The sequence below is a fragment of the Nodosilinea sp. E11 genome, assembly GCF_032813545.1.
Lineage (GTDB): Bacteria > Cyanobacteriota > Cyanobacteriia > Phormidesmidales > Phormidesmidaceae > Nodosilinea.
In genome coordinates this window covers 3,781,259-3,801,214 of the sequence record NZ_CP136520.1, presented here as the reverse complement: position 1 = coordinate 3,801,214, position 19,956 = coordinate 3,781,259, and the positions used below count along the sequence as shown (strand labels likewise).

19 protein-coding genes are annotated in these 19,956 nt (G+C 57.2%); 6 read left to right on the top strand and 13 right to left on the bottom strand.

What is annotated here, in order from left to right; genetic code table 11:
• Window positions 1–70: 70 nt before the first annotated feature.
• From RRF56_RS19040 to RRF56_RS19015, 6 genes are all read right to left on the bottom strand, one after another.
• Window positions 71–850 (bottom strand): amino acid ABC transporter ATP-binding protein, encoded by a 780-nt coding sequence (locus RRF56_RS19040; RefSeq protein WP_317034740.1) that lies wholly within the window; start codon window positions 848–850, stop codon window positions 71–73.
• Window positions 851–1,043: 193 nt separating this feature from the next.
• On the bottom strand, window positions 1,044–2,258 hold the full coding sequence (locus RRF56_RS19035) for an amino acid ABC transporter permease (RefSeq protein WP_317034739.1): 1,215 nt from the start codon (window positions 2,256–2,258) through the stop codon (window positions 1,044–1,046).
• Between the two features lie 3 nt (window positions 2,259–2,261).
• Window positions 2,262–3,440: an ABC transporter permease subunit gene (locus tag RRF56_RS19030; protein WP_317034738.1), complete on the bottom strand. Its 1,179-nt coding sequence runs from the start codon at window positions 3,438–3,440 to the stop codon at window positions 2,262–2,264.
• Between the two features lie 235 nt (window positions 3,441–3,675).
• The gene (locus RRF56_RS19025; protein WP_317034737.1) at window positions 3,676–4,740 is read right to left on the bottom strand and encodes an amino acid ABC transporter substrate-binding protein; all 1,065 of its coding nucleotides are present in this window, start codon (window positions 4,738–4,740) and stop codon (window positions 3,676–3,678) included.
• A 397-nt stretch (window positions 4,741–5,137) separates the two neighbouring features.
• Entirely contained in the window at window positions 5,138–5,347 is a 210-nt protein-coding gene (locus tag RRF56_RS19020) for a hypothetical protein (RefSeq protein ID WP_317034736.1), read from the bottom strand.
• A gap of 86 nt (window positions 5,348–5,433) precedes the next feature.
• Entirely contained in the window at window positions 5,434–6,201 is a 768-nt protein-coding gene (locus tag RRF56_RS19015) for a ComF family protein (protein ID WP_317034735.1), read from the bottom strand.
• Between the two features lie 434 nt (window positions 6,202–6,635).
• Here RRF56_RS19015 and RRF56_RS19010 point away from each other — a divergent pair, with 434 nt between their 5' ends.
• Window positions 6,636–9,032: a putative PEP-binding protein gene (locus tag RRF56_RS19010; RefSeq protein WP_317034734.1), complete on the top strand. Its 2,397-nt coding sequence runs from the start codon at window positions 6,636–6,638 to the stop codon at window positions 9,030–9,032.
• A gap of 132 nt (window positions 9,033–9,164) precedes the next feature.
• The gene (locus tag RRF56_RS19005; protein ID WP_317034733.1) at window positions 9,165–9,629 is read left to right on the top strand and encodes a glutathione peroxidase; all 465 of its coding nucleotides are present in this window, start codon (window positions 9,165–9,167) and stop codon (window positions 9,627–9,629) included.
• An 18-nt stretch (window positions 9,630–9,647) separates the two neighbouring features.
• On the opposite strand, the gene csaB is transcribed toward RRF56_RS19005, so the two are convergent.
• Window positions 9,648–10,706: a polysaccharide pyruvyl transferase CsaB gene (gene csaB, locus RRF56_RS19000; RefSeq protein ID WP_317034732.1), complete on the bottom strand. Its 1,059-nt coding sequence runs from the start codon at window positions 10,704–10,706 to the stop codon at window positions 9,648–9,650.
• Between the two features lie 101 nt (window positions 10,707–10,807).
• On the opposite strand from csaB, the gene RRF56_RS18995 reads away from it, so the two are divergent.
• Window positions 10,808–11,116, top strand: a complete 309-nt coding sequence (locus RRF56_RS18995) for a DUF2499 domain-containing protein (protein ID WP_317034731.1) — start codon at window positions 10,808–10,810, stop codon at window positions 11,114–11,116.
• Window positions 11,117–11,261: 145 nt separating this feature from the next.
• Window positions 11,262–11,597: a DUF3593 domain-containing protein gene (locus RRF56_RS18990; protein WP_317034730.1), complete on the top strand. Its 336-nt coding sequence runs from the start codon at window positions 11,262–11,264 to the stop codon at window positions 11,595–11,597.
• A gap of 89 nt (window positions 11,598–11,686) precedes the next feature.
• Here RRF56_RS18990 and RRF56_RS18985 read toward each other — a convergent pair whose 3' ends face one another.
• The 6 genes from RRF56_RS18985 to RRF56_RS18960 all read right to left on the bottom strand — a co-directional run bounded on the left by RRF56_RS18985 (window position 11,687) and on the right by RRF56_RS18960 (window position 18,160).
• Window positions 11,687–12,316, bottom strand: coding sequence for a TenA family transcriptional regulator (locus RRF56_RS18985; protein WP_317034729.1), 630 nt, complete (start codon window positions 12,314–12,316; stop codon window positions 11,687–11,689).
• A gap of 314 nt (window positions 12,317–12,630) precedes the next feature.
• A complete protein-coding gene (gene lptC, locus RRF56_RS18980) occupies window positions 12,631–13,779 on the bottom strand; it encodes an LPS export ABC transporter periplasmic protein LptC (RefSeq protein ID WP_317034728.1) in 1,149 nt (382 codons plus the stop codon).
• Window positions 13,780–13,798: 19 nt separating this feature from the next.
• A complete protein-coding gene (locus RRF56_RS18975) occupies window positions 13,799–14,449 on the bottom strand; it encodes an NYN domain-containing protein (protein ID WP_317034727.1) in 651 nt (216 codons plus the stop codon).
• 66 nt (window positions 14,450–14,515) lie between these two features.
• Window positions 14,516–16,123: a methionine--tRNA ligase gene (gene metG / locus RRF56_RS18970; RefSeq protein WP_317034726.1), complete on the bottom strand. Its 1,608-nt coding sequence runs from the start codon at window positions 16,121–16,123 to the stop codon at window positions 14,516–14,518.
• A gap of 260 nt (window positions 16,124–16,383) precedes the next feature.
• Complete coding sequence (lepB, locus tag RRF56_RS18965) at window positions 16,384–16,965, bottom strand: signal peptidase I (protein WP_410510641.1); 582 nt, start codon at window positions 16,963–16,965, stop codon at window positions 16,384–16,386.
• A gap of 196 nt (window positions 16,966–17,161) precedes the next feature.
• Entirely contained in the window at window positions 17,162–18,160 is a 999-nt protein-coding gene (locus RRF56_RS18960) for a cysteine synthase A (RefSeq protein WP_317034724.1), read from the bottom strand.
• Window positions 18,161–18,461: 301 nt separating this feature from the next.
• On the opposite strand from RRF56_RS18960, the gene RRF56_RS18955 reads away from it, so the two are divergent.
• The gene (locus tag RRF56_RS18955) at window positions 18,462–19,226 is read left to right on the top strand and encodes an HAD-IA family hydrolase (protein ID WP_317034723.1); all 765 of its coding nucleotides are present in this window, start codon (window positions 18,462–18,464) and stop codon (window positions 19,224–19,226) included.
• A 105-nt stretch (window positions 19,227–19,331) separates the two neighbouring features.
• Complete coding sequence (locus tag RRF56_RS18950; protein ID WP_317034722.1) at window positions 19,332–19,955, top strand: TenA family protein; 624 nt, start codon at window positions 19,332–19,334, stop codon at window positions 19,953–19,955.
• The last annotated feature ends 1 nt before the right edge of the window (window position 19,956 follow it).

Below are 19,956 nucleotides of genomic sequence, written 5' to 3'. Positions count from 1 at the left end.
GTCTCTATTATGACTACGGTAACTGGGGTCTAAGCCTAATTCTGCAGGAACTGATCGGATCACCAGCTGCCTACAAAATCTGGGAAAGGAACTTTTGGGTGCGGTCTTCGCGAGGGTTGCTGAAGAACTCTTGGGGGGTATTTTCTTCGACCAGGTAGCCCCCATCCATCAGTACGACGCGATCGGCCACCTCGCGGGCAAAGCCGACCTCGTGGGTGACGCACACCATGGTCATACCAGAATTGGCTAGGCCCCTCATTACATCAAGCACCTCTCGCACCATCTCGGGGTCAAGGGCGGAGGTGGGTTCGTCAAACAACATCACCTTGGGCTGCATGGCCAGGGATCGCGCGATCGCAACTCGCTGCTGTTGCCCCCCCGACAGCTGCCCCGGAAACTTGTGGGCCTGTTCTAAAATGCCGACGCGCTCTAGCAGCTGCATCGCCACCTCTTGGGCCTTGGCCTTGGGCCAGCGGCGCACCCAAATCGGGGCTAGGGTCACATTTTGTAGCACTGTTAGGTGAGGGAACAGGTTGAACTGCTGAAACACCATGCCCACCTCGCGGCGGATGGCCTCAATATTTTTGAGGTCATGGGAAATGGTAATGCCATCAACCTCAATGGTGCCTTTTTGGTAGGGTTCTAAAGCATTAAACGTACGGATAAAGGTGGACTTGCCTGATCCAGACGGCCCCATCACTACCAGCACTTCGCCCTTATAGACCGTCATGCTGACACCCTTGAGCACGTGAAAGCCATTGTCGTACCACTTCTCGACGTCACGGGCTACGATGACCGGCTCAGTACCCGTATGTTGGGCAGAGGGTTGCTCCGTCTGAAACTGTGTCATGAAAGGTTTCCTCTTAACTTCAGGCCCGAAGGGGGCCATTAACAACGCCGCATAAACCACACATCAAGGTGTTAAGCACCGTCACTGTCGGCTGATAGTGCTATTTTGCCTTAACCCTAGGGGGTTTCCAGATTCCAGACTGTTAACTGTTACACGGAGAGACAGTCGGCCATCAGCATAGGCAGACTGTCTGTTAATGATCGGTATTGAGCTTTTCCTCTAGCTTGCGGCTAGCTAACGACATCGCATAGCAAAATAGCCAGTAGATCACCGCCAAGAACAGGTAAACCTCAGCATAGCGCCCTAGGTAAGTCGGGTTGGCCAAGATCGATCTACCAATGCCCAGCAGCTCAGCCAGCCCCACAATCGACAGCAGCGTAGTGTCTTGAAACAGACTAATGAACTGGCCTACGATCGCCGGAATGGCAATCTTTAACGCTTGAGGCAGCACAATCAACCCCAGGGTGGTCGGCGTGTTAAGCCCTAAAGACGCCGCCGCCTCATTCTGGCCTCGGGGCACCGCCTGCAAACCTGCCCGCACGTTTTCGGCTAAGTAGGCCGCGCTAAACAGCGCCAGAGCAATGATGGCTCGCAAAATGCGATCGGGCCGCGACCCCAGGGGCAAAAACAGCGGAATCATCACCTGGCCCATAAACAACAGGGCCACCAGGGGCACACCCCGCACTAGCTCAATGTAAATGGTGGACAACCAGCGCACCACCGGCAGCGCACTGCGTCGCCCCAGGGCCAGCAGCAGCCCCAGAGGAAAGCACAGAACAATGCCACTCACTGCTGTAAATAGGGTGAGCACTAGGCCACCCCAGTCATTGGTCGATACGCGGGTTAGACCGAGGCCACCGCCAATCAGCCACAGGGCTACAAAGTAGGACAAAAACCAGGCCAAAGACAGCAGGCTACCTATTCCGGGAAACCGTCGGCCCAGTTGCCGCCCGCCTGCGGCTGCCCCGGCCACCAGCGCCACCATTGGCAGCAGCTTAAGCGAACTGGGTCGAGTCGGCGGAAATAGCACGATAAACGCGCACACCACTCCTAGGCCAATCAGCACATTGCGGCTAAACAGGGTCGAGATATTGCGCCCCAGCACCCCCCACGACAGCCCGGCTAGGCCGCAAACAATAGCCAGCAGCGCCCAAATACGCGGGTACAGCCGGGCGGGATAGGTACCGGTCATAAACAGACCAAAGTTGTTGGGAATCACCTGCCATTGGGCGGTGGTCAACGCCCAAAACCCCAACCGAAAGATCCCCCAGCCAAAGATCAGCACAAGCACAATGGTCAACAGGCTGTTGAACCAATCGCTAAACAGGTTCTTTTTGGCCCAGGCTACCGGCCCAAGCGCCACAATATCGGGAGGTGCAGAGAAAGAATCGGGGGTAACGGAGGTCATAGCTTAGCGCTCCTTAAACTGCACAGTGCGGTTGAGCTGGTTCATCACTAGGGTGATCAGCAGACAAAGAATCAGGTAGGTGGCCATCAGCACCACAAACACCTCCACCGGTCGACCGGTCTGGTTGTAGGTGGTGGTAGCGATGGAATACATCTCGGGAAAGGCGATCGCAAACGCCAAACTCGTGTTCTTGGTCAGGTTCATGTACTCGCTGTTCATCGGCGGAATGATCACCCGCAGCGCCTGGGGAAACACCACCAGCCGCATGACGATACCCGCATGCAACCCTAGGGAGCGGGCGGCTTCCCACTGGCCCTTTGACACCGACTGAATGCCCGCTCGCACAATCTCGGCCACAAAGGCAGAGGTATAAAACACCAAGGCCGTGAGGGCCGCCACATATTCTCGCGACAGGCGCAACCCACCGGTTACCCCCCCCGCCTCCAGCCCCGAGGGAATCGTCCAGTTCATGCCCAGCACGACAATGCCCAGCCACACTACACCGAGCACGGCTAAAGCAATTGATTGGGCCTTGCCACCAACCCCAGTTTCAATGCGAATTTTAGTGCGCCACTGCCAGAGGTATAGAGCCGCGATCGCCGCCCCGATTGTCGCCGCAATTCCCAGCAGAGCTAACACCGCACTCCCAGCCCAAGGAATATAGACCCCTCGGTTATTCAAGAAGGCGATACCCAACACACTAATTTGATCGACAGGTCGGGGTAGGGTGCCATAGATGGCGAAATACCAAAAAAATAGCTGTAGCAGCAGTGGAATGTTGCGCACCAGCCCTACGTACAACCGGCTGAGTTTGTGCACCAACCAATTCTTAGAAAAGCTGGCAATTCCGGCTACGGTTCCCAGCAGCGTGGTCAGTGCAATGCCGCCCGCCACTAGGGTGATGGTATTGCCGAGGCCCACCATCAATGCCCGCCAGTAGGGATCGTTGGGCCGATATCGAATCAGGCTCTCGCCAATACTGAAGCCAGCCGGGTTGCGCAGGAAGTTGAAGCTAAAGGCACGTCCCTGCTGGAGCAAGTTGCGGTTGAGGTTGCCGAGGAAAAAGCTCAGTAGGGCAATGACAACGATTAGCGTAATCACCTGGAAGGCAATCTTCCAAAACCGCTCGTCGCGCAGCATCGCCTTCAAATCGAAGGACCTGCCACCACTATCGTGGGCCATTTATGTCACCTGTGTCGGATTCAACAGGTTGGCTTAGCAGACAACCTGTAAGCAAAATAATCTAAGAGAGATGTCAAGAAAAGTTCAATTTGTTACAAGGTTTTATGAAAAAGGCGCAGCCGCGCTGCGCCTTCTCAGATCGCGTTTCCAAATGTACCGACAGCTAAGTTTTTAGGGAAGCAATGCTTCCCTAAAAACTTAGGCCAGAACCATCAACTGGTTCTCAAGCGTCTTTTTAGCGGAAGGGAGGCGCATACATGAGGCCACCCTCGGTCCATAGCGCGTTTTGGCCACGCTCTAGGGCAAATTGAGAATCTGCACCCAGGTTGCGATCAAACACCTCGCCGTAGTTACCCACCTGGGTAATCACCTGGGCCATAAAGTCATTAGGCAAACCCATGTCGGTACCTAAGGTCCCTTCTTGACCCAAGAAACGGGCAATATCGGGGTTATCAGTGCCTTCGAAGGTAGTGATATTGTCAGAACTGATGCCAAACTCTTCAGCCTGAATCAAACCGTAGGTAACCCACTTAACTACGTCGTACCAGGCAGAATCGTTATTGGTGGTGACGGGGCCTAGAGGCTCCTTCGACATAGTCACTTCGAGCAGGGTGTGCTCGTCGGGGTTGGGCAGGGTGCTACGGCGGGCAATGAGCTGCGACTTGTCAGAGGTCATCCCTTCGCAGCGACCTTCGTCGTAGGCCGCATAGGCCGCGTCGGCATCCTGAAACACCACCGGTTCAAAGTCAACGTTGAGTTGGCGCATTTGATCGGTCAGGTTGAGCTCAGTGGTGGTTCCGGTTTCCACACACACGGCCTGCCCGGCAAAATCTTCCAGACTGGTAATGCCGCTATCGGCACGCACCAACATGCCCTGACCATCAAAAAAAGTAGTGGGGGCAAACTCTAAGCCCACGCTGGTGTCGCGGCTGATGGTCCAAGTGGTGTTGCGGGAGAGCATGTCTACCTCACCCCCGGTCAACGCAGTAAAACGCTCGGTAGAGTCTAGTCGACGATACTCTACAGCTTCGGCATCGCCCAGCACGGCGGCAGCCACGGCCTTACAGACATCGACATCTAAGCCAGAATAGGTGCCGCTTTCGTCGACAAAGCTAAAGCCTGGGATGCCGCCATCAACGCCACAGATGAGTTGCCCACGGCTCTTAACTACATCTAAACGACTACCGCCGCCACCGCCGCCAGCGGTCGTGCTACCGTCTCCACCGGCAGTAGTTGTGCCACCGCCGCAGGCCGCCAAAGTCAGCCCTAAGGCAGCTGCGAGTAAACCCCACTTACGCATACATTGATCCTCACTCACAAAAAAAACATTGCAAAGTTTGTATCCAAACCAGCCGGATACTATTCCTAGGCAAGCCGGAATTAACACCCAAACCATTGGAGTGTTGCACTTGCTTAACACTCCAATGGTTTGGGTTTTCATTTTGCATCAGAGATAACAATATACCGGCAGAGCAATAAACTCAGCCGGCTACTTAATCATTAAACACGGATCCAGTCAGTACTATTAAACTTTTGATAGTGACTGATTTACCTGACTCAATATCAAATTTTTGGGTTTGCTTGGCCTCATGCCAAGTCTAATTGTGCTTAGCTCGGCACCGAGTTTACTACGGCTCAACTCAGCACCAAGCTTGCGGCTTCTTGGCTCAGCGCCAAATTGATTGAAGCAGAAAAGCCTATCGCTCTTGAGCGAGATCGCGAATCAGGGGAATCTTGGCGCGAATGTAGTGGTTGAGCTGGTCAGTTTCAGCTTGGTCAATGGGGCGCTGCCCAGAGAACTGCTCTAGCAGCCAGTGCACTAGGCTGTTGTCATCTAAGGCTAAGAGATGACTGCTTTGGGACCGCTCTACCAGGGACCACAGGTGCCGTAGGAGGTGGGGACTCATAGAAACTGTTAATAATTTCTTTAGATTTATAGTAATGCACTATCTCCCCAGTGCACCAGGGCCGAAGAATTACTAATATGCCCCACTCAGCCACCGTGCCCCATCTGTCGAGGGGACGGTATGTGTTCAGAGTTGGCCTGAGGATGAGTCTGTGCCCAAACTACGGCGCGGGACACGGTGCAAATACCGCCGACGGAAATGCCGCAGCGACGGAGGGTTTGAGCGGCCGATTGGGCGGTAGCTCCAGTGGTAAAGATATCGTCGATCAGCCACACCGTGCTTTGCCGTAGCGCGTTGATCTGCTCAGGGGAGACGGCAAAGGCCTGGCTGAGGTTTCGCTGGCGATCGGCGCGACTGAGGCTGTGCTGGGCTTGGGTGGCCTGCACCCGGAGTAAGCCATGACTGTGCAGCGGCAACCGGGTAAGGCGGCAAAACCACCGGGCGATTAAATCAGCCTGATTAAAGCCTCGCTGCTGAAGTTTAGCCGGGTGAAGGGGAATGGGGACGATCGCCACTGGGCGCGCGCCTTGCCCTGGAGTAAGGCGCTGATCTAGCCAGGTTTGCCCCAGTTCGGTACCTAGATATTGGGCAATGTCGGTATGACCATCGTATTTGAGGTGGCCGATGAGCTGACGCAGGCTGCCTTCGTAGCGCCCCCAGCTCACCACCGGCAGGCCGGGCTGACTGCGATCGCAAGGGGTAGCCGTCTGGCACTGGCTCACCTGGCGACGACAGCTAGGGCACAGGGGAGTTGTGGTAGACCGCTGGCACAGGGGGCAGGAGCTGGCCAAAAATAGACTCAACAGCGGCGGCTGCCCTTGGCGCAGCCAGGTGGCTGGCAACAATCGATGCATAGATTCTTTCCCCAAACTGCCCCGATCGCGATCGCTGGCTAGAGCACCTGGCTAGAAAACGTGATCTTGGGTCTATTGTTGCTGGAGGTCGGGGGGCGCGGCGTGGGTAAAACTAGGGAATTTGAACGCTGCATTACTTTTGAGCGTTGGGCAGTACCAGAGCGTCAGGGCAGTAGTGATTGCGCCAATTAGGTAGAATAAATAGACATAAGATTTAGATTCGATAAAAATACTGACGCCTTGCGATCGCGGCTGAGTCTGGCCGCCCCGGCCTTGAGTAAAAGGTCTGGGGTTGACCACCTGCACCCATAGCCTATGGCCAGACGTAATTACCTATTTAATTAAAGTAAGCGCCACCCATACCTTAAGCGCCCCCAATAATTGGTTGCCCCCGGCAGTCGATCAGGCCTGCCGAATCGCTTTCTTCCCTTTGCATGACCTGGCTTCGATCTCTGGATGAGCTAGATGTAGCGAACCTTCGCGCCGTTGGCCATAAGGCCTATCACCTGAGTGTGCTACGGCAGCAGGGCTTGCCCGTGGCCCAGGGGTGGGTGCTGACAGCGGCGGCCTGGCACCATAGCCTGGCACAAATGCCGTGGCCAGAATCGACGGGCGATCGCCTAGCGCCACTCACCCAAGGTGGGTTTCAAGCCCTACAGCACACGAGTCAGCAGTGGCAACAGGCCCTGCGGGAAATTCCGGCGATCGCCCCCGCCCCTGCCGATTGGCAGAGCCGCACTAGCATCACCGAGTTTGTTCCCGCTGCCTGGATGCTGCGGGCTTCTGTGTGGATGGAGGCTAAGTCGCGGTTCAACAGCACAATCGCTGCCGCCAGTGGCCTTTTAGCGGCCCAAATTGAGGCCGACTTTGACGCTTTACCCCAGGTTTTACCCCAGTTTTGGAGTCAGGCGCTAACAGCCCGTTGTCTTGTCGTTTGGGCAGCCCATTGCCAACATTTGCAAGATCTAAGCCTCGCTACGTTGATTATGCCGGTGTACCCCGCTCTGGTGTCAGGGACCCTGACCTTTGCCCACGGGCAGGCCCAGGTAGCCGTAGTGGAAGGGTTGGGGCTAGCCCTCAGCCAGGGAGAGGCGATTCCGGCGCGCTGCTGCGTTAGCCAGGGCAGAGTAGCTGATGTGGTTTGGGAAGTAGGCTTTCAGGAGCGTCGACATCAGCTGATGCCAGCCTCCAAGTACCGCAGTCGCCAAACCACCATTGCCCAGGCTATTCAAGTAGTGCAGCGCGATCGCCCTGAGCTTTCGCCCCCCCTCGACAATGCCCAACTTGCCCAACTCTTAGCGATCGGCGACGCCACCCAATCGGCACTTAATACGCCCAGCGTGCGCCTTGAGTGGCTGCTCTATCCTGGCCCGAACCCCAGCCGGCCTACGCTGGTGATTACCCAGGCCGACCCCTGGATCGACTCAGCCGGGGTTGCCCCACCCCCCCGCCCCCGCCGCCAACCGCCGCTACTTCCCCTAGCCAGCACTGTTGTACAGGGTATTGGGGCCTCGGCGGGGCGTGCCCAAGGCGTGGCCGTCGTCGCCCAAACTCCTCAAGATCTGCCCAAACCCCTACCGCCCCGGTGCGTTGTAGTGCTGCCTGACCTCCAACCCGATGTATTTTTGCAGCTCGGCACCATCGCGGGCATTGTGACTGAGCGGGGCGGAGCCACCTGCCACGCCGCTATCTTAGCCCGCGAGATGGGCATTCCAGCGGTGGTGGGGGCTCCCCAGGCCACCCAGCTGCTAGACGATGGCATGGTGCTCTGGCTTGATGGCGATCGCGGGGTAGTCTATGGCCTGCCAGAAGACGCCGCTACCGACCGTAGGTTTCAAGCGGCGATCGCCCAGGTGCCTCCGGCATCGGCAACAGTTGGCTCGCTGTCGGTCGAACAGTGGAGCCGCTACCGGCGACTCACCACTAAAGTGATGATTAATCTGAGCCAAACCCGTCAGCTATCGGCGCTGCCCCTCGACCACATTGCTGGCGTTGGGCTACTGCGCTCCGAATGGCTGCTGCTCGATATTTTAGAAGGCCGACACCCGTGGGACTGGATCAACCGGGGTCAGGAAGCTGAGCTACAGGGGCATATTGTGCAACAGCTAGAGCCCATTTTGCAGGCCTTAGGGAACAAACCGCTACGCTACCGCAGCTTAGATTTGCGATCGCACGAGTGGCAGGGACTGGCTGGCAGCCCTCCAGTCGAGCCCAATCCCATGCTGGGCCTGCGAGGCACCCTCAGCTACGACATCGACGATCGCCTGTTTCAGGTCGAGCTCGGGGCACTAGCTACTCTTCAGCGGGCCGGCTATACCAATCTGCAATTGATTTTGCCCTTTGTTCGCACTGTTGAAGAAGTGATTGCCTGTCGCCAGCCGATCGAACAGGCAGGTCTGAGAGACTATAACGACTTTGCCCTGTGGATTATGGCCGAAGTGCCCTCAGTGCTGTTTTTGCTGCCTGCCTACGCCAAGGCTGGAGTGCAGGGTATTGCCATCGGCTCCAACGACCTCACCCAGCTGCTGCTAGCCGTCGATCGCGATCAGCCGATTATGGCCTCGGCCTACGACGAACGCCATCCAGTGGTGCGCCTGGCCATGGCCCACCTCGTACAGGAAGCTGAGCGCTGTGGCCTATTGTGCTCGATCTGCGGTCAGGCACCGGTACGTCACCCCGAGCTGATCGCTGATCTGGTGGCCTGGGGAATTGGCTCCATTTCTGTCGAAGCCGCTGCGCTGCCCTTTACCCTGGAGTCGGTGTGGCAGGCGGAGCAGTCGGGGGCCGAGGTAGATGAGCAAGGCAGCGGGGCACGGGGAGTGAGGGAGTGAGGAGGTGAGGAGGTGAGGGTCTGGGGGCAAACGGCACTGACCCTGGCAAGGGGCAAACACCCAGCAGCATCGCCCAACAACCGGTCGGAGATCACCGATAATAAAAACCGTTGTGCAGACCGTTACTCTCCTATGTCTCTTCCTAGTAATCTAGCGACCCTAGACGGTGCCCCGTTGGCCCCCGAGTCGCTGACTGACAAAGTTGTGCTCTTTGTGAATGTGGCCAGCAAGTGCGGCCTCACCCCGCAGTATTCGGGCCTAGTCGAACTCGATCAGGCCTACGGCGATCGCGGCCTGGTGATTGTGGGCGTGCCCTGCAACCAGTTTGGCCAGCAAGAACCCGGCAGCCCCGACGAGATCAAAGACTTCACCAAAACCAAGTACGACGTCGATTTCACCCTGCTCGAAAAGCAGGATGTCAACGGCCCCGATCGCAGCCCGCTCTACCAGTTTCTAGTCGGCGACGGCCCCGATATCGGCTGGAACTTCGGCAAATTTCTCGTGGGTCGCAACGGCGAAGTGATTGGCCGCTTTGAGCCCCAGACTGCCCCCAACGATCCGGCCCTCAAGACCGCGATCGAACAGGCACTGGGTTAATTGCCTATGGGTTTCACCCTACTGGGTTAGCACATCTCGCAGCAGATCTTGATGCATCAGGGCGCGGTCTACCCGCGACCTGATTTGGTCGGGCGACAGCGGATCGCCGTTGGCATAGACCTCTAGCCAGGTGGTAGTCATCTGCTCGGGGGTGTCTGGCCAGCGGTGGTTCGCCCCCTGAGGGTTGAGATCTGTCCAGGGCAGATCGAGGTCGGTCATCAAGTAGCTGACCTTGGGGTCATAGCTCAGCCCAAAGCAGCGACAGCCCTCAGCGGCCGCCATAATCAAGGCGTGCAGCCGCATAGCGATCGCCATGTCGACCCCGCGAAACAGACCCTTGAGCTGGCAAGGGTCACTAAGGGTATAAATATGGCTCGGCCCCGGTAGCCGGGGCTGGATGTATTCGGCGATCGCCAAGTCTTTAGCAGGCTGAAAGGGCACCAGCAGCAAGCAGGTCTGGGTCGCCTTTTGAAAAGAAGCCAGCGCCTGGGTGAACTGATCGAGGCGGGCTTCAGTCAGCCAGGGATGCGGACGCAGCGCCACCGCGACCCGAGGCGCAGGCAGATCCCACAACCCGTCTAAGGGCGTTCCGGCCAAGGCCCATACCGGGTCAGGGGCCTGCATACCCGGCACTTGCCAGCGCGCCAACCAGGCCGCTGACCCATTGTCGCGCACGCTCACAGCGTTGCAGTGGCCGAGGGCATAGCGCCCCAGCCCCTGACTCAGAGGGTGGGTGAGGGGGCCAATGCCCTGCCCCCAGGCAATGGTTTTTAGCCCTAGCCACTGGGCCAGCACCAGCAGCCCCCCATAGTAGATCGGGTTTTGCAAGCTAGTGGCATCTTGCAGTAGACTCCCCCCGCCCAAAATTAAGACATCGGCTCCCCGCAGAGCTTTAATGACGGCCTTAAGGTCTTTGCGGGGCACGGCTTCGACCCCGTAGCGCTGGGCTGTTTGCACAGGGGTAGCCGACAGCACCACTGGTGTGACCGTGGGCGGCAGCATTTGCAGCAGGGTGGCCAGCAGGGCTTCGTCGCCGCCGTTGCCCAAACCGTAGTAACCACACAAAACCGCTCGCATGCTCACCTGCCCAGAATTAACCCCATCGTCAGATCGCTAAATCGCTATGCGCAGCACACTGACCTCTCTACAATAGAGGCTGTTGTTACCGCCTGAACCCCATGCATGCCCTCTCGCTACCCACCTGGATGATTCATGTCTCAAGCGTGTTGGAGTGGATGGTGGCGATGTGGTTTATCTGGCAGTTTGCCACAGTGACCCAGCGCCCAGTGTGGCGATGGCTGGCGATCGGCATGTTTCCAGCCCTGGTGAGTGCCATGGCCGCCTGCACCTGGCACCTGTTTGACAATGCCCCCACTTTAGCTTGGCTGGTGACTCTGCAAGCCGCGATGACGGTGGTAGGCAACGGAACGCTGTGCCTAGCAGCCTGGTGGATTTGGCGGCAGGAGCAACAATCAGCAGAGAGCTGATCGATAGGGGTTGAATCCCTCTCATTGGCTGGGCAACTGGCGGTTGCCAGACCAAGTTGCGCCTCCATCGCCAATGCGACAGAGGCCGCTAACGCTACAGGCGCACTTCTTCAACGCTTTACCCCTTCCTGTCAGACCTCCAATCATGCTCGACAAAAACACGCTCTTCGCCATGTCTCTCTTCCCCTACCTGGGGTTTTTGTGGTTTATGACCCGCACGAAAACGACCCCCAGACTAGCGCTCATTGGCTTCTACGCGCTGCTAGTCTTTGTGGCGGTGACTATTCCGGCAGGCCTCTACGCCAAGGTAGGCCTCGGGGAAGAATTGGCCAATGTAGACTGGCTCCACGGAAGTGCTGAGGCTTTTTTAACCCTGTCAAATATTTTTGTGGTGCTGGGCTTTCGCCAGGCAGTAGTGCAGGGGCGGGCCGGGGCAGAGCGTGGGGGCGATCGCAGTCCTTCCCCCTCCCCAGCCGAGTAGGAGGTTGCAAGGGTGTAGGCGCAGGTTGGACTCAGGTTGGATATCAGTTGAAGGAGACGGCACGCCAATGCCCCTGACAGTGTCTTTACCTAGGGGTTAGCCGCCTCAAAGGCCATCTGCCAGAAGGCAGCCTCAAGTTCGGCAACTTGCAGAAAAGCCGCCTCTGCCTGAGTCTGAACCTCAGGACTGGCGGTGACAAGGGCATCGTCGGCCTGGGTAGCCAGCAGGTGTACGTAGTCTGTAAAGCCGGGATTCCCCCAGCGATCGGCAAACTCGGTGTAGGGTTCGGGCATTGGGCCGGGCCGCTGCCAGCCCTGGTTGTAGGCGTATTCGATCGCCCACAGGGCCGTAGCCTGAACAGAATAAGGCTGGTTAGTCAGGCTAGCCATAAACTCGCAGTAACGCTGGCAAGTGGGCTGGGGTGGCGTGGCTAAGTCGAGCGATCGCTCAGCCGCCTTGGCCTCAAACCACAGCAGCTCGTCTTTGAGGGCACCCAGCCCAGCCAGCAGCACATCGATATCGGCATCGGGAGCAGCCCCCAGCACGCGCCCCACCATGCGGGTAAAGTCTTTCACAAATAAATAATCTTGCACCAGCCAGGTATTGAACTGGGCCGAGTGCAGGGTACCGCTGTGGCATCCGGTCAAAAACGGGTGAGTGGTGGCCTGGGACCAGGCATTGGGGTGGGTGTGCAAGAGCGATTGGCAAGTGAGCACCATGGTAATCTCCGTGATCAGTGACATATAGCCATAGTCACCTAGGTTAGGACATCCAGAAATCTTAGAAACGTTTGAACGTTCAAACGTTCCTAGGGAGAAATGTCTTAACCGGACTGGCTACAGCTATAGATAATCGATAGAGAGAACAGAGCCCAGTTGGCTCCAGATCGAGAAAGGCCCAGGTCGAGAGAGGCAGCGACGGCTTGCTACCGAATCCGGATCGCATAAACCCAGTTCCCAAAAGGTCAACCTGTAGGGACAAATGACCTTGGCCCTGCCAAATCGGGGGTAACCAAGCAGGATTTAGGATGAGCCTAGTTGGGCACAATCTCGGTGACCACCCGGCCACCGTCAACGACGATGGTTTGGTCGTCGAGGCGACCCACCGCCCGCGCTCCATTGAGGTTCACGGAGGGGTTGACCTGGCGGTAGTTGACCCGCCCTTCGGCCACCACCTGCTGGGCGTTGACATCCCAGGTCAGGCGATCGCTGGTCATGCGAGCCTGGTTTTCTTCGCCCACAGCCACCACCTCCTGGGAGAGGAAAATCTGCTCTTGGGCCAAATCCATCCGGCCCTGACGAGCCGTAACCCGAATTCTATTTTCGGGATGCACGAGAGTCAGGGGCTGGTTGACGGTAACCTGTTCTTCAGCTACCTGCCAATCTAGGGCTTCGCTAGTCATGGTCAGCGGCATCTCTAACATCTGCATAGCCACCTGCCCCCGCAGTTGCACCAGCTGATCAGCCAGATTTACCGTCCCCTGCTGACCGGTGACTACATCGGTAATCGCATTTTGCTTAAACTGCTCAACCCGCAGCGGTTGGGCACTGTCAATGCGCTCTTCCTGCCAAAACCAAACCAGCTCCTGCGCCTGAAGCTTGAGCCAGGGAGTAGTTTGAGGGTTTTCTACCACCGTGCTGGCTACCACATTCCCCGCCAGCTCCATTCGGTTTTCGCGGTTAAAGACTCGGGCTTCACCGGCTGTGGCCCGTAGCTGGGGGTGAGTGCCGGTGATCTGATCGCGCATAATCAGCATGTCATCCTGGGGCCGCCATTCCATCTCGTTGCCCCGCAGAATTGCGCCATTTTTAATGCCAGTGGCCACGATATTGCCCCGTAGCAAAATTACGCTGCCATTTTCGCGCACCTCACCCGTGTCGGCAATCACTTCATAAATGGGCTCACCATCCTGAAACAGTTCGCCATCAGGGCGGGTAATGAAGGCCACCTGCTGGTTGGCGCTGTAAGTAACTTCACTGCCCTTGACCCGCCAGAGCAGCCGCCCCTGGTCATCGGGTTGCTCAAGGGTGACATCGCGCAGGGTGAGCCCAGGTTCGACCTCCTCTCCCACCGGGGTAGTCCCATCGCCAGAGCGAGGCCCCTGGGTAAGCAGACTACTTAGCCCCACGACTAGGGCCGCGATCGCCAGGCCGCCCAGAATCAGTTGTCGCCACCGTGCCATCCTGCTGCGCCTGTAGAGATTATTCGCTAACGGCGATGCCGTCTTCTGGTGTGGGCTCGTTGCTAGAGGCTACGTTAGACAGCGGGCGATAGGTGTAGCTATGGCTCGAGCCGCGAGGCAGCTTGCGAATGTCGTCTTTAACCCCTTCGAGGTCAATGTAGCGATCGGCCACATTGATCAGACTGTCGCTCGTCATCGATCGCAGACTGACCACTTCCACCCGTGCCCCTCGATAGCTGGCAGCATCAGCAGCATAGGCCAGATCGCCATCGCCACTCACCAACACAGCCGTATCGTAATAATCGACTAGAGCCACTAGATCTACGGCGATTTCAACATCTAAATTGGCCTTTTTCGAGCCATCGGGCAGCTGCACCAGGTCTTTGGCAATCACCCGGTAGCCATTGCGCCGCATCCACAGCAAAAACCCCTGCTGCTTTTCGTTGGTGCGATCTACCCCGGTGTAGAAAAACGAGCGAAATAGTCGTGACCCGGCCGTCAGCTTGCACAGCAGCTTGGTGTAATCAATCTCAATGCCTAGTTGCAGCGCCGCGTAGAACAGGTTAGAGCCATCAATAAAGATGGCCACTCGCCCCCGGTTGTCGAGCACCTGCTCGGGGGTAAAGATAGAGTCGTCGCTAAGGAGAGAATGGGCGTGGGTGTCTAACATGAGTTTTTATTAAGTGTGTTAAGCGAGATTTGAAAGAAAAGCTAAAAACATAGATTGAGATCCACCCTAAGCGCTGGCCACTGGCTCAGGCAGCTCTAGCCGCTGAAACACCGGAGACGCTTCTCCCAAGGGTTGGCCAGGGGGCAACAAACCCCAGCCGACTTGATCGTCATAGCCCAACGCTTGACCAATCGCCCGATCGTTAAAGTCAACGGCAAAGCCCAGCTGAGCATAAATCTGATTGCTAATGCCGGGAATGATCGGCGACAGCAGGTAAGCAGCCTGCCGCACCGATTCGAGTACAGCGTATAAGACGACCTCGGTTTCCGCCTGTTTCCCCTGTTTGTAAAGACTCCAAGGAGCTTGGTCATCCAAGAATTTGTTACTGGCCTGCACCAGGGTCAAAACGGCATTGCAAGCCTGGCTAAACGCCAAGCAGGAGTAGGCTTTAGGCACGGTTTCAGTCAGCGATCGCCCGATCGCCCGGAGTGGATGGCCATCCGCCATTGCCTGAGGGTCAACCCCTGGCACCTTGCCGTCGCAGTAACGCCCAGCCATCTTCAGGGTGCGGTTGAGCAAGTTGCCCAAATCGTTGGCCAGATCAGCATTGAGCACGTTGATGAAGCGAGTTTCGTTGAAATCGCCGTCTTTGCCAAACTCAATTTCACGCATGAAGTAGTAGCGGACTGCGTCCGGGCCATAGCGCTTGACCAGATCCACCGGGTCCAGGGTGTTGCCCTGGCTTTTACCCATCTTTTGGCCGTCCTTGGTCAGAAAGCCGTGGCCATAGACCCGCCCTGGCACCGGCAACCCCGCCGACATCAGCATGGCAGGCCAATACACCGCGTGAAAGCGCAAAATGTCTTTGCCAATCAGGTGAATGTTGATCGGCCACCAGTGGGCAATGGCCTGCTCTAGGCTGGGCGGTTCGTTCGAGTCTTGCAGAGCAGTGATATAGCCCAGCAGGGCATCAAACCAGACGTAGAGCGTATGGCCAGGGTCGGTGGGCACCGGAAACCCCCAGTCGAGGTTGATGCGCGAAATCGAGAAATCTTGTAGCCCCCGCTTGACGAAGCTCAGCACCTCATTGCGGCGCGACTCGGGCTGAATAAAGTCGGGGCGTTCAGCGTAGAGCTGCTCTAGCTGCGCCTGGTAGTTAGACAGCTTAAAGAAGTAGTTAGACTCATCGCGCCACTCGACCGTTTTATTGGTGTGAATAGGGCAGCGCTGGTCGGGGAGCAGGTCACGCTCTTCTTTAAACTCTTCGCAGGAGACGCAATACCAGCCCTGCTGTTGCCCCTGGTAAATATCTCCCCGCGCCCAAACCCGCTGAAAAAACTCGTTGACGATGGTGTTGTGGCGGGGGTCGGTGGTGCGAATGAAGCGATCGCAGTTAATGTTGAGCAACTCCCACAGATGTTCAAACCCAGCCACATACTCGTCGCAGTGGGCCTGGGGTGAGACGCCGCGCTCTTCAGCGGTGCGCTGAATTTTTTGGCCATGCTCGTCGGTGCCCGTAATCATCAGCACCGGGTGGCCCATCAAACGATAAAACCGAGCCACTACGTCAGCGGCGATGGTGGTGTAGGCACTGCCAATGTGAGGCAAGCCATTGACGTAGTACAACGGCGTAGTAATGGCAAAGGGCGGCTTATCTACAGGGGAAAGAGTCATACAAAAACCGGAACATTAGCCTTCAGAGAGGCCTCTGAGTAACAGCAACAGCAAACCAAAAAACACATCAGCCCCGAGGAATTAGATCCCTAGGGCTAACACCAACAAACCATAAGGATAGCAGCGGCGGAAAACAGCTAACGACGGCAGCCTCTAAACCATCAAGACAGCTTGCATCCTAGCTTGCTATGTTAGGGTTCCCGATATAAGCCCCGGAAGATTTAAGCATCTGTACTCAGGCCACCTGATTCAACAGTGCTTTAGTCATCGATCAACCCCACCCGATTCACCGGCCAGAAGCGCACCACAGCTCTGCCAATGATATTTTCTTCGGGCACAAATCCCCAGGAGTGGCTGTCATAGCTGCTGTTGCGATTGTCGCCCAGCACCAAATAAGACGCCTCGGGAACCGTTTCAGGCCCCCACTCATAATCGGGGGGCGCTTCGATGTATGGTTCGGTCAACACTTCGCCGTTGCGAATGACTTCACCGTTGCGCACTTCAACCACATCTCCCGGCAGGCCAATCACGCGTTTAATGAAGGCATCGCGCCGCTGACCAGGAGCAGTAAGACTCTCCGGCGGCCAAAACACGACAATATCTTCATGCCTAGGCGGGTTGAAGTGGTAGCTGATTTTCTCGATTACCAAGCGGTCTCTGACCTGGAGCGTGGGTTCCATAGAGCCGGAGGGAATATAGCGGGCCTCTGCCACAAAGTGGCGAATGCCCAAGGCCAGCACAACACTGAGCCCGATGGTTTGCAGGCCTTCGACCCAGGGGTTAGGCTGGGGTGCTTGCTTTTTTGCCGCCGGGGCAGAATTGAGAGCAGAGTCGGGTGGCAGCGAAGATTTATCAGACTGATCGGTCACAGGTGTGTCCCCGAAAGTAGAGATTGAGATGAAGGCTAATCTAGACTAGCTTTTGGAGCGTACGCCCAGAAGATCGTACCCGCCGAATCTGTCCTAGTGTAGTCGATCTGTTCTGTAACCAGGCGACCCCGGTGGACGGTTACGGCTAGCCCCAAAGACCGGAGGTAGCTTAAGCATTAGCGGCGGGGGCCAGATCCTCGGACCACAGCCCTTTGGCTTCGAGCCAGGGGCGACTGTAGAGGCGCGACTGGTAGCGAGAGCCACCATCGCACAGCACAGTGACAATTTTGTGGCCAGGGCCGAGCTGCTGGGCCAGTTTAACTGCCGCCGCCACGTTGATGCCCACCGAACCGCCCATAAACAGCCCGTCGTTATAGAGCAGTTGATAGATAGTACGCAGGGCCTCTGGATCTTCAATTTGGATGGCGTCGTCGATGGGCACCTCGGCCATATTGGCGGTGATGCGGCTATTGCCAATGCCTTCGGTGATCGAGTTGCCCTCACTGTTGACTTCGCCGGTTTTGATGTAACTGTACAGCCCACTGCCCATAGGGTCAGCCACTACACAGCGAATGTTGGGGTTTTGCTCTTTGAGAAACATAGCCACGCCAGCATAGGTGCCGCCAGTGCCGGTGGCCGTAACCCAGGCGTCGATAGTGCCCTCGGTTTGAGCCCAGATTTCAGGGCCGGTGGTTTCGTAGTGGGCTAGGCGGTTGGCCAAATTGTCGAACTGGTTGGCCCAAATGGCATTATCGAGGTCGGCGGCGATGCGACCCGACAGCTTCACGTAGTTGTTGGGGTCGCGGTAGGGCACAGCGGGCACCGGGCGCACCTCAGCGCCCAGGGTCCGCAGCAGGTCAATTTTTTCTTGAGACTGAGTATCGGGAATGACGATCAGGCAGCGGTAGCCCTTGGCGTTGCAGATGTGAGCCAGGCCGATACCGGTGTTGCCTGCGGTGCCTTCGACCACGGTGCCACCGGGCTTGAGTAAGCCCTTAGCTTCGGCATCCTGAATGATGTAGAGGGCCGCACGATCTTTGACCGACCCGCCGGGGTTGAGAAATTCTGCTTTGCCCAAAATGTCACAGCCGGTAGCTTCGCTGACGCTGTTGAGACGAATCAGGGGAGTGTTGCCGACTGTGGCGACAAAACCGTGTTTAATATCCATGCCTTTCGTAACCGTTGATAACAGCCTCCTGCACCGGGGTCAGGCGATCGCCCATCCTGAGGTTAGCTCTGAATATTCCAGTGTAGGTCGCTTCTTCATCCTACGGTGAAACGGCTGGCTTCTCGGCTAGAATCGGGGGGCTTTCTGGGTGGGTTGGCTGGGTGCTGAGACGCGATCGCTCTTGAGACTTAGGTAGGTCTACCGCTGGGTACCCCTCCCTCAGCTCTGGGTGCATGGCCCAGGCCGGGTTAGCCCCTCAACTCTTCCCCAGGTGGGAACCCTTGCTGCGTTTATATCCCCGATGAAAACCCTTGAGGCGCTGATTTTTGATGTCGATGGCACCCTGGCCGAAACTGAACGCGACGGCCACCGGGTTGCCTTTAACCAAGCTTTTCAAGAATTTGGTCTGGCCTGGCACTGGCCCGTTGGCCTCTACGGCCAGTTACTGCGGGTAGCCGGGGGCAAAGAGCGGATTCGCTACTATATTCACCGCTACCAAACCAAGTTTGAAGCTGAGGATATCGACGGGTTAGTGATCGCACTGCACCAGGCTAAGGCCAAGCATTTTCAATCTCTCGTCGAGAACAATGTGATTCCTTTACGGCCAGGGGTGCGGCGGTTAATTGAGGCGGCTCAGCAGGCGGAGGTACGGTTGGCGATCGCCACCACCAGCGCCAAGGCCAGTGTGATTCCCTTGCTAGAAAATTTGCTGGGGCCAGACTCGCCCCGCTGGTTTGAGGTGATTGCCGCCGGAGACATGGTCGCCACCAAAAAGCCCGCCCCAGATATTTACGAACTGGTGATCAACGCCATGGATCTGACTCCGGCAAACTGTCTAGTGATTGAAGACAGCCAGCAGGGGCTAGAGGCGTCCAATGCCGCCGGGCTAACAACCGTCGTCACCGTCAACGACTACACCCGCAACCATGCCTTCGCCAGCGCCCGCCTGGTGATCAATCACCTGGGCGAACCCAACCTGCCCTTTGAAGTGCTCCACGGCGATGCCGCCCAGGCCTATTATTTTTCTTTAGATCTGGCTCAAACCCTTGTGCTACCTCAGAGGTAAGTCAGCGAGTTTGCCCTGTGTTGATAGCCCAAGGCCATGGTGGGCATTGCCCACCCTACGCTCTACTACCCATCCACCCATCCACCCATCTACTCATTCACCCCCATGCCCCTCTCTCAAGCTCTCTGGCAGGCTAACCAAGACCTTGCCACCGCCTTCCTCCAGCATCCCTTCGTTCAGGGCCTTGGCGATGGCACCCTGCCCGTAGAGAAATTTGCCGACTACGTGGGTCAAGACGCCTTTTTTCTCGAAGCCTTTGCCCGCGCCTACAGTATTGCCGCTGCCAAAGCCCCTACCTGGGAGACCTTTCAGGTGTTTCACCGGCTAGCCGATGGGGTGCTGGCTGAGTTGAATCTACACAGCGGCTATGCCCAAACCTGGGGGGTAGATCTCACTACCGTCACCCCCGGTGCCGCTACCCGCCGCTATACCGATTTTTTGCTCAGCACCGCCTGGGGCCAAGCTTCCGATGCTACAGCGGTGGCCATGGCCCCCTGCATGCGGCTCTACGCCTTTTTGGGGCGATCGCTAGCTCAGCTCAACCCACCCCCCCACCGCTATAGCGACTGGATCGAAACCTACAGTAGCGACCAGTTTGAACCCCTGGCCGCCCAGCTAGAAACGTTGATCGATACCCAGTCAGCCGATACCCCTACCCACCATGCTGCCTATCGCTACGCCATGGACTGCGAACTGGCCTTTTTTGAGGCGGCCTGGCAGGGTCAGTGAG

Bases quoted from the DNA above. Each gene is read 5' to 3' on its own strand.
- RRF56_RS19040 (WP_317034740.1), bottom strand. From the start codon at position 850: ATGACACAGTTTCAGACGGAGCAACCCTCTGCCCAACATACGGGTACT.
- RRF56_RS19035 (WP_317034739.1), bottom strand. From the start codon at position 2,258: ATGACCTCCGTTACCCCCGATTCTTTCTCTGCACCTCCCGATATTGTG.
- RRF56_RS19030 (WP_317034738.1), bottom strand. From the start codon at position 3,440: ATGGCCCACGATAGTGGTGGCAGGTCCTTCGATTTGAAGGCGATGCTG.
- RRF56_RS19025 (WP_317034737.1), bottom strand. From the start codon at position 4,740: ATGCGTAAGTGGGGTTTACTCGCAGCTGCCTTAGGGCTGACTTTGGCG.
- RRF56_RS19020 (WP_317034736.1), bottom strand. From the start codon at position 5,347: ATGAGTCCCCACCTCCTACGGCACCTGTGGTCCCTGGTAGAGCGGTCC.
- RRF56_RS19015 (WP_317034735.1), bottom strand. From the start codon at position 6,201: ATGCATCGATTGTTGCCAGCCACCTGGCTGCGCCAAGGGCAGCCGCCG.
- RRF56_RS19010 (WP_317034734.1), top strand. From the start codon at position 6,636: ATGACCTGGCTTCGATCTCTGGATGAGCTAGATGTAGCGAACCTTCGC.
- RRF56_RS19005 (WP_317034733.1), top strand. From the start codon at position 9,165: ATGTCTCTTCCTAGTAATCTAGCGACCCTAGACGGTGCCCCGTTGGCC.
- csaB (WP_317034732.1), bottom strand. From the start codon at position 10,706: ATGCGAGCGGTTTTGTGTGGTTACTACGGTTTGGGCAACGGCGGCGAC.
- RRF56_RS18995 (WP_317034731.1), top strand. From the start codon at position 10,808: ATGCATGCCCTCTCGCTACCCACCTGGATGATTCATGTCTCAAGCGTG.
- RRF56_RS18990 (WP_317034730.1), top strand. From the start codon at position 11,262: ATGCTCGACAAAAACACGCTCTTCGCCATGTCTCTCTTCCCCTACCTG.
- RRF56_RS18985 (WP_317034729.1), bottom strand. From the start codon at position 12,316: ATGGTGCTCACTTGCCAATCGCTCTTGCACACCCACCCCAATGCCTGG.
- lptC (WP_317034728.1), bottom strand. From the start codon at position 13,779: ATGGCACGGTGGCGACAACTGATTCTGGGCGGCCTGGCGATCGCGGCC.
- RRF56_RS18975 (WP_317034727.1), bottom strand. From the start codon at position 14,449: ATGTTAGACACCCACGCCCATTCTCTCCTTAGCGACGACTCTATCTTT.
- metG (WP_317034726.1), bottom strand. From the start codon at position 16,123: ATGACTCTTTCCCCTGTAGATAAGCCGCCCTTTGCCATTACTACGCCG.
- RRF56_RS18960 (WP_317034724.1), bottom strand. From the start codon at position 18,160: ATGGATATTAAACACGGTTTTGTCGCCACAGTCGGCAACACTCCCCTG.
- RRF56_RS18955 (WP_317034723.1), top strand. From the start codon at position 18,462: ATGAAAACCCTTGAGGCGCTGATTTTTGATGTCGATGGCACCCTGGCC.
- RRF56_RS18950 (WP_317034722.1), top strand. From the start codon at position 19,332: ATGCCCCTCTCTCAAGCTCTCTGGCAGGCTAACCAAGACCTTGCCACC.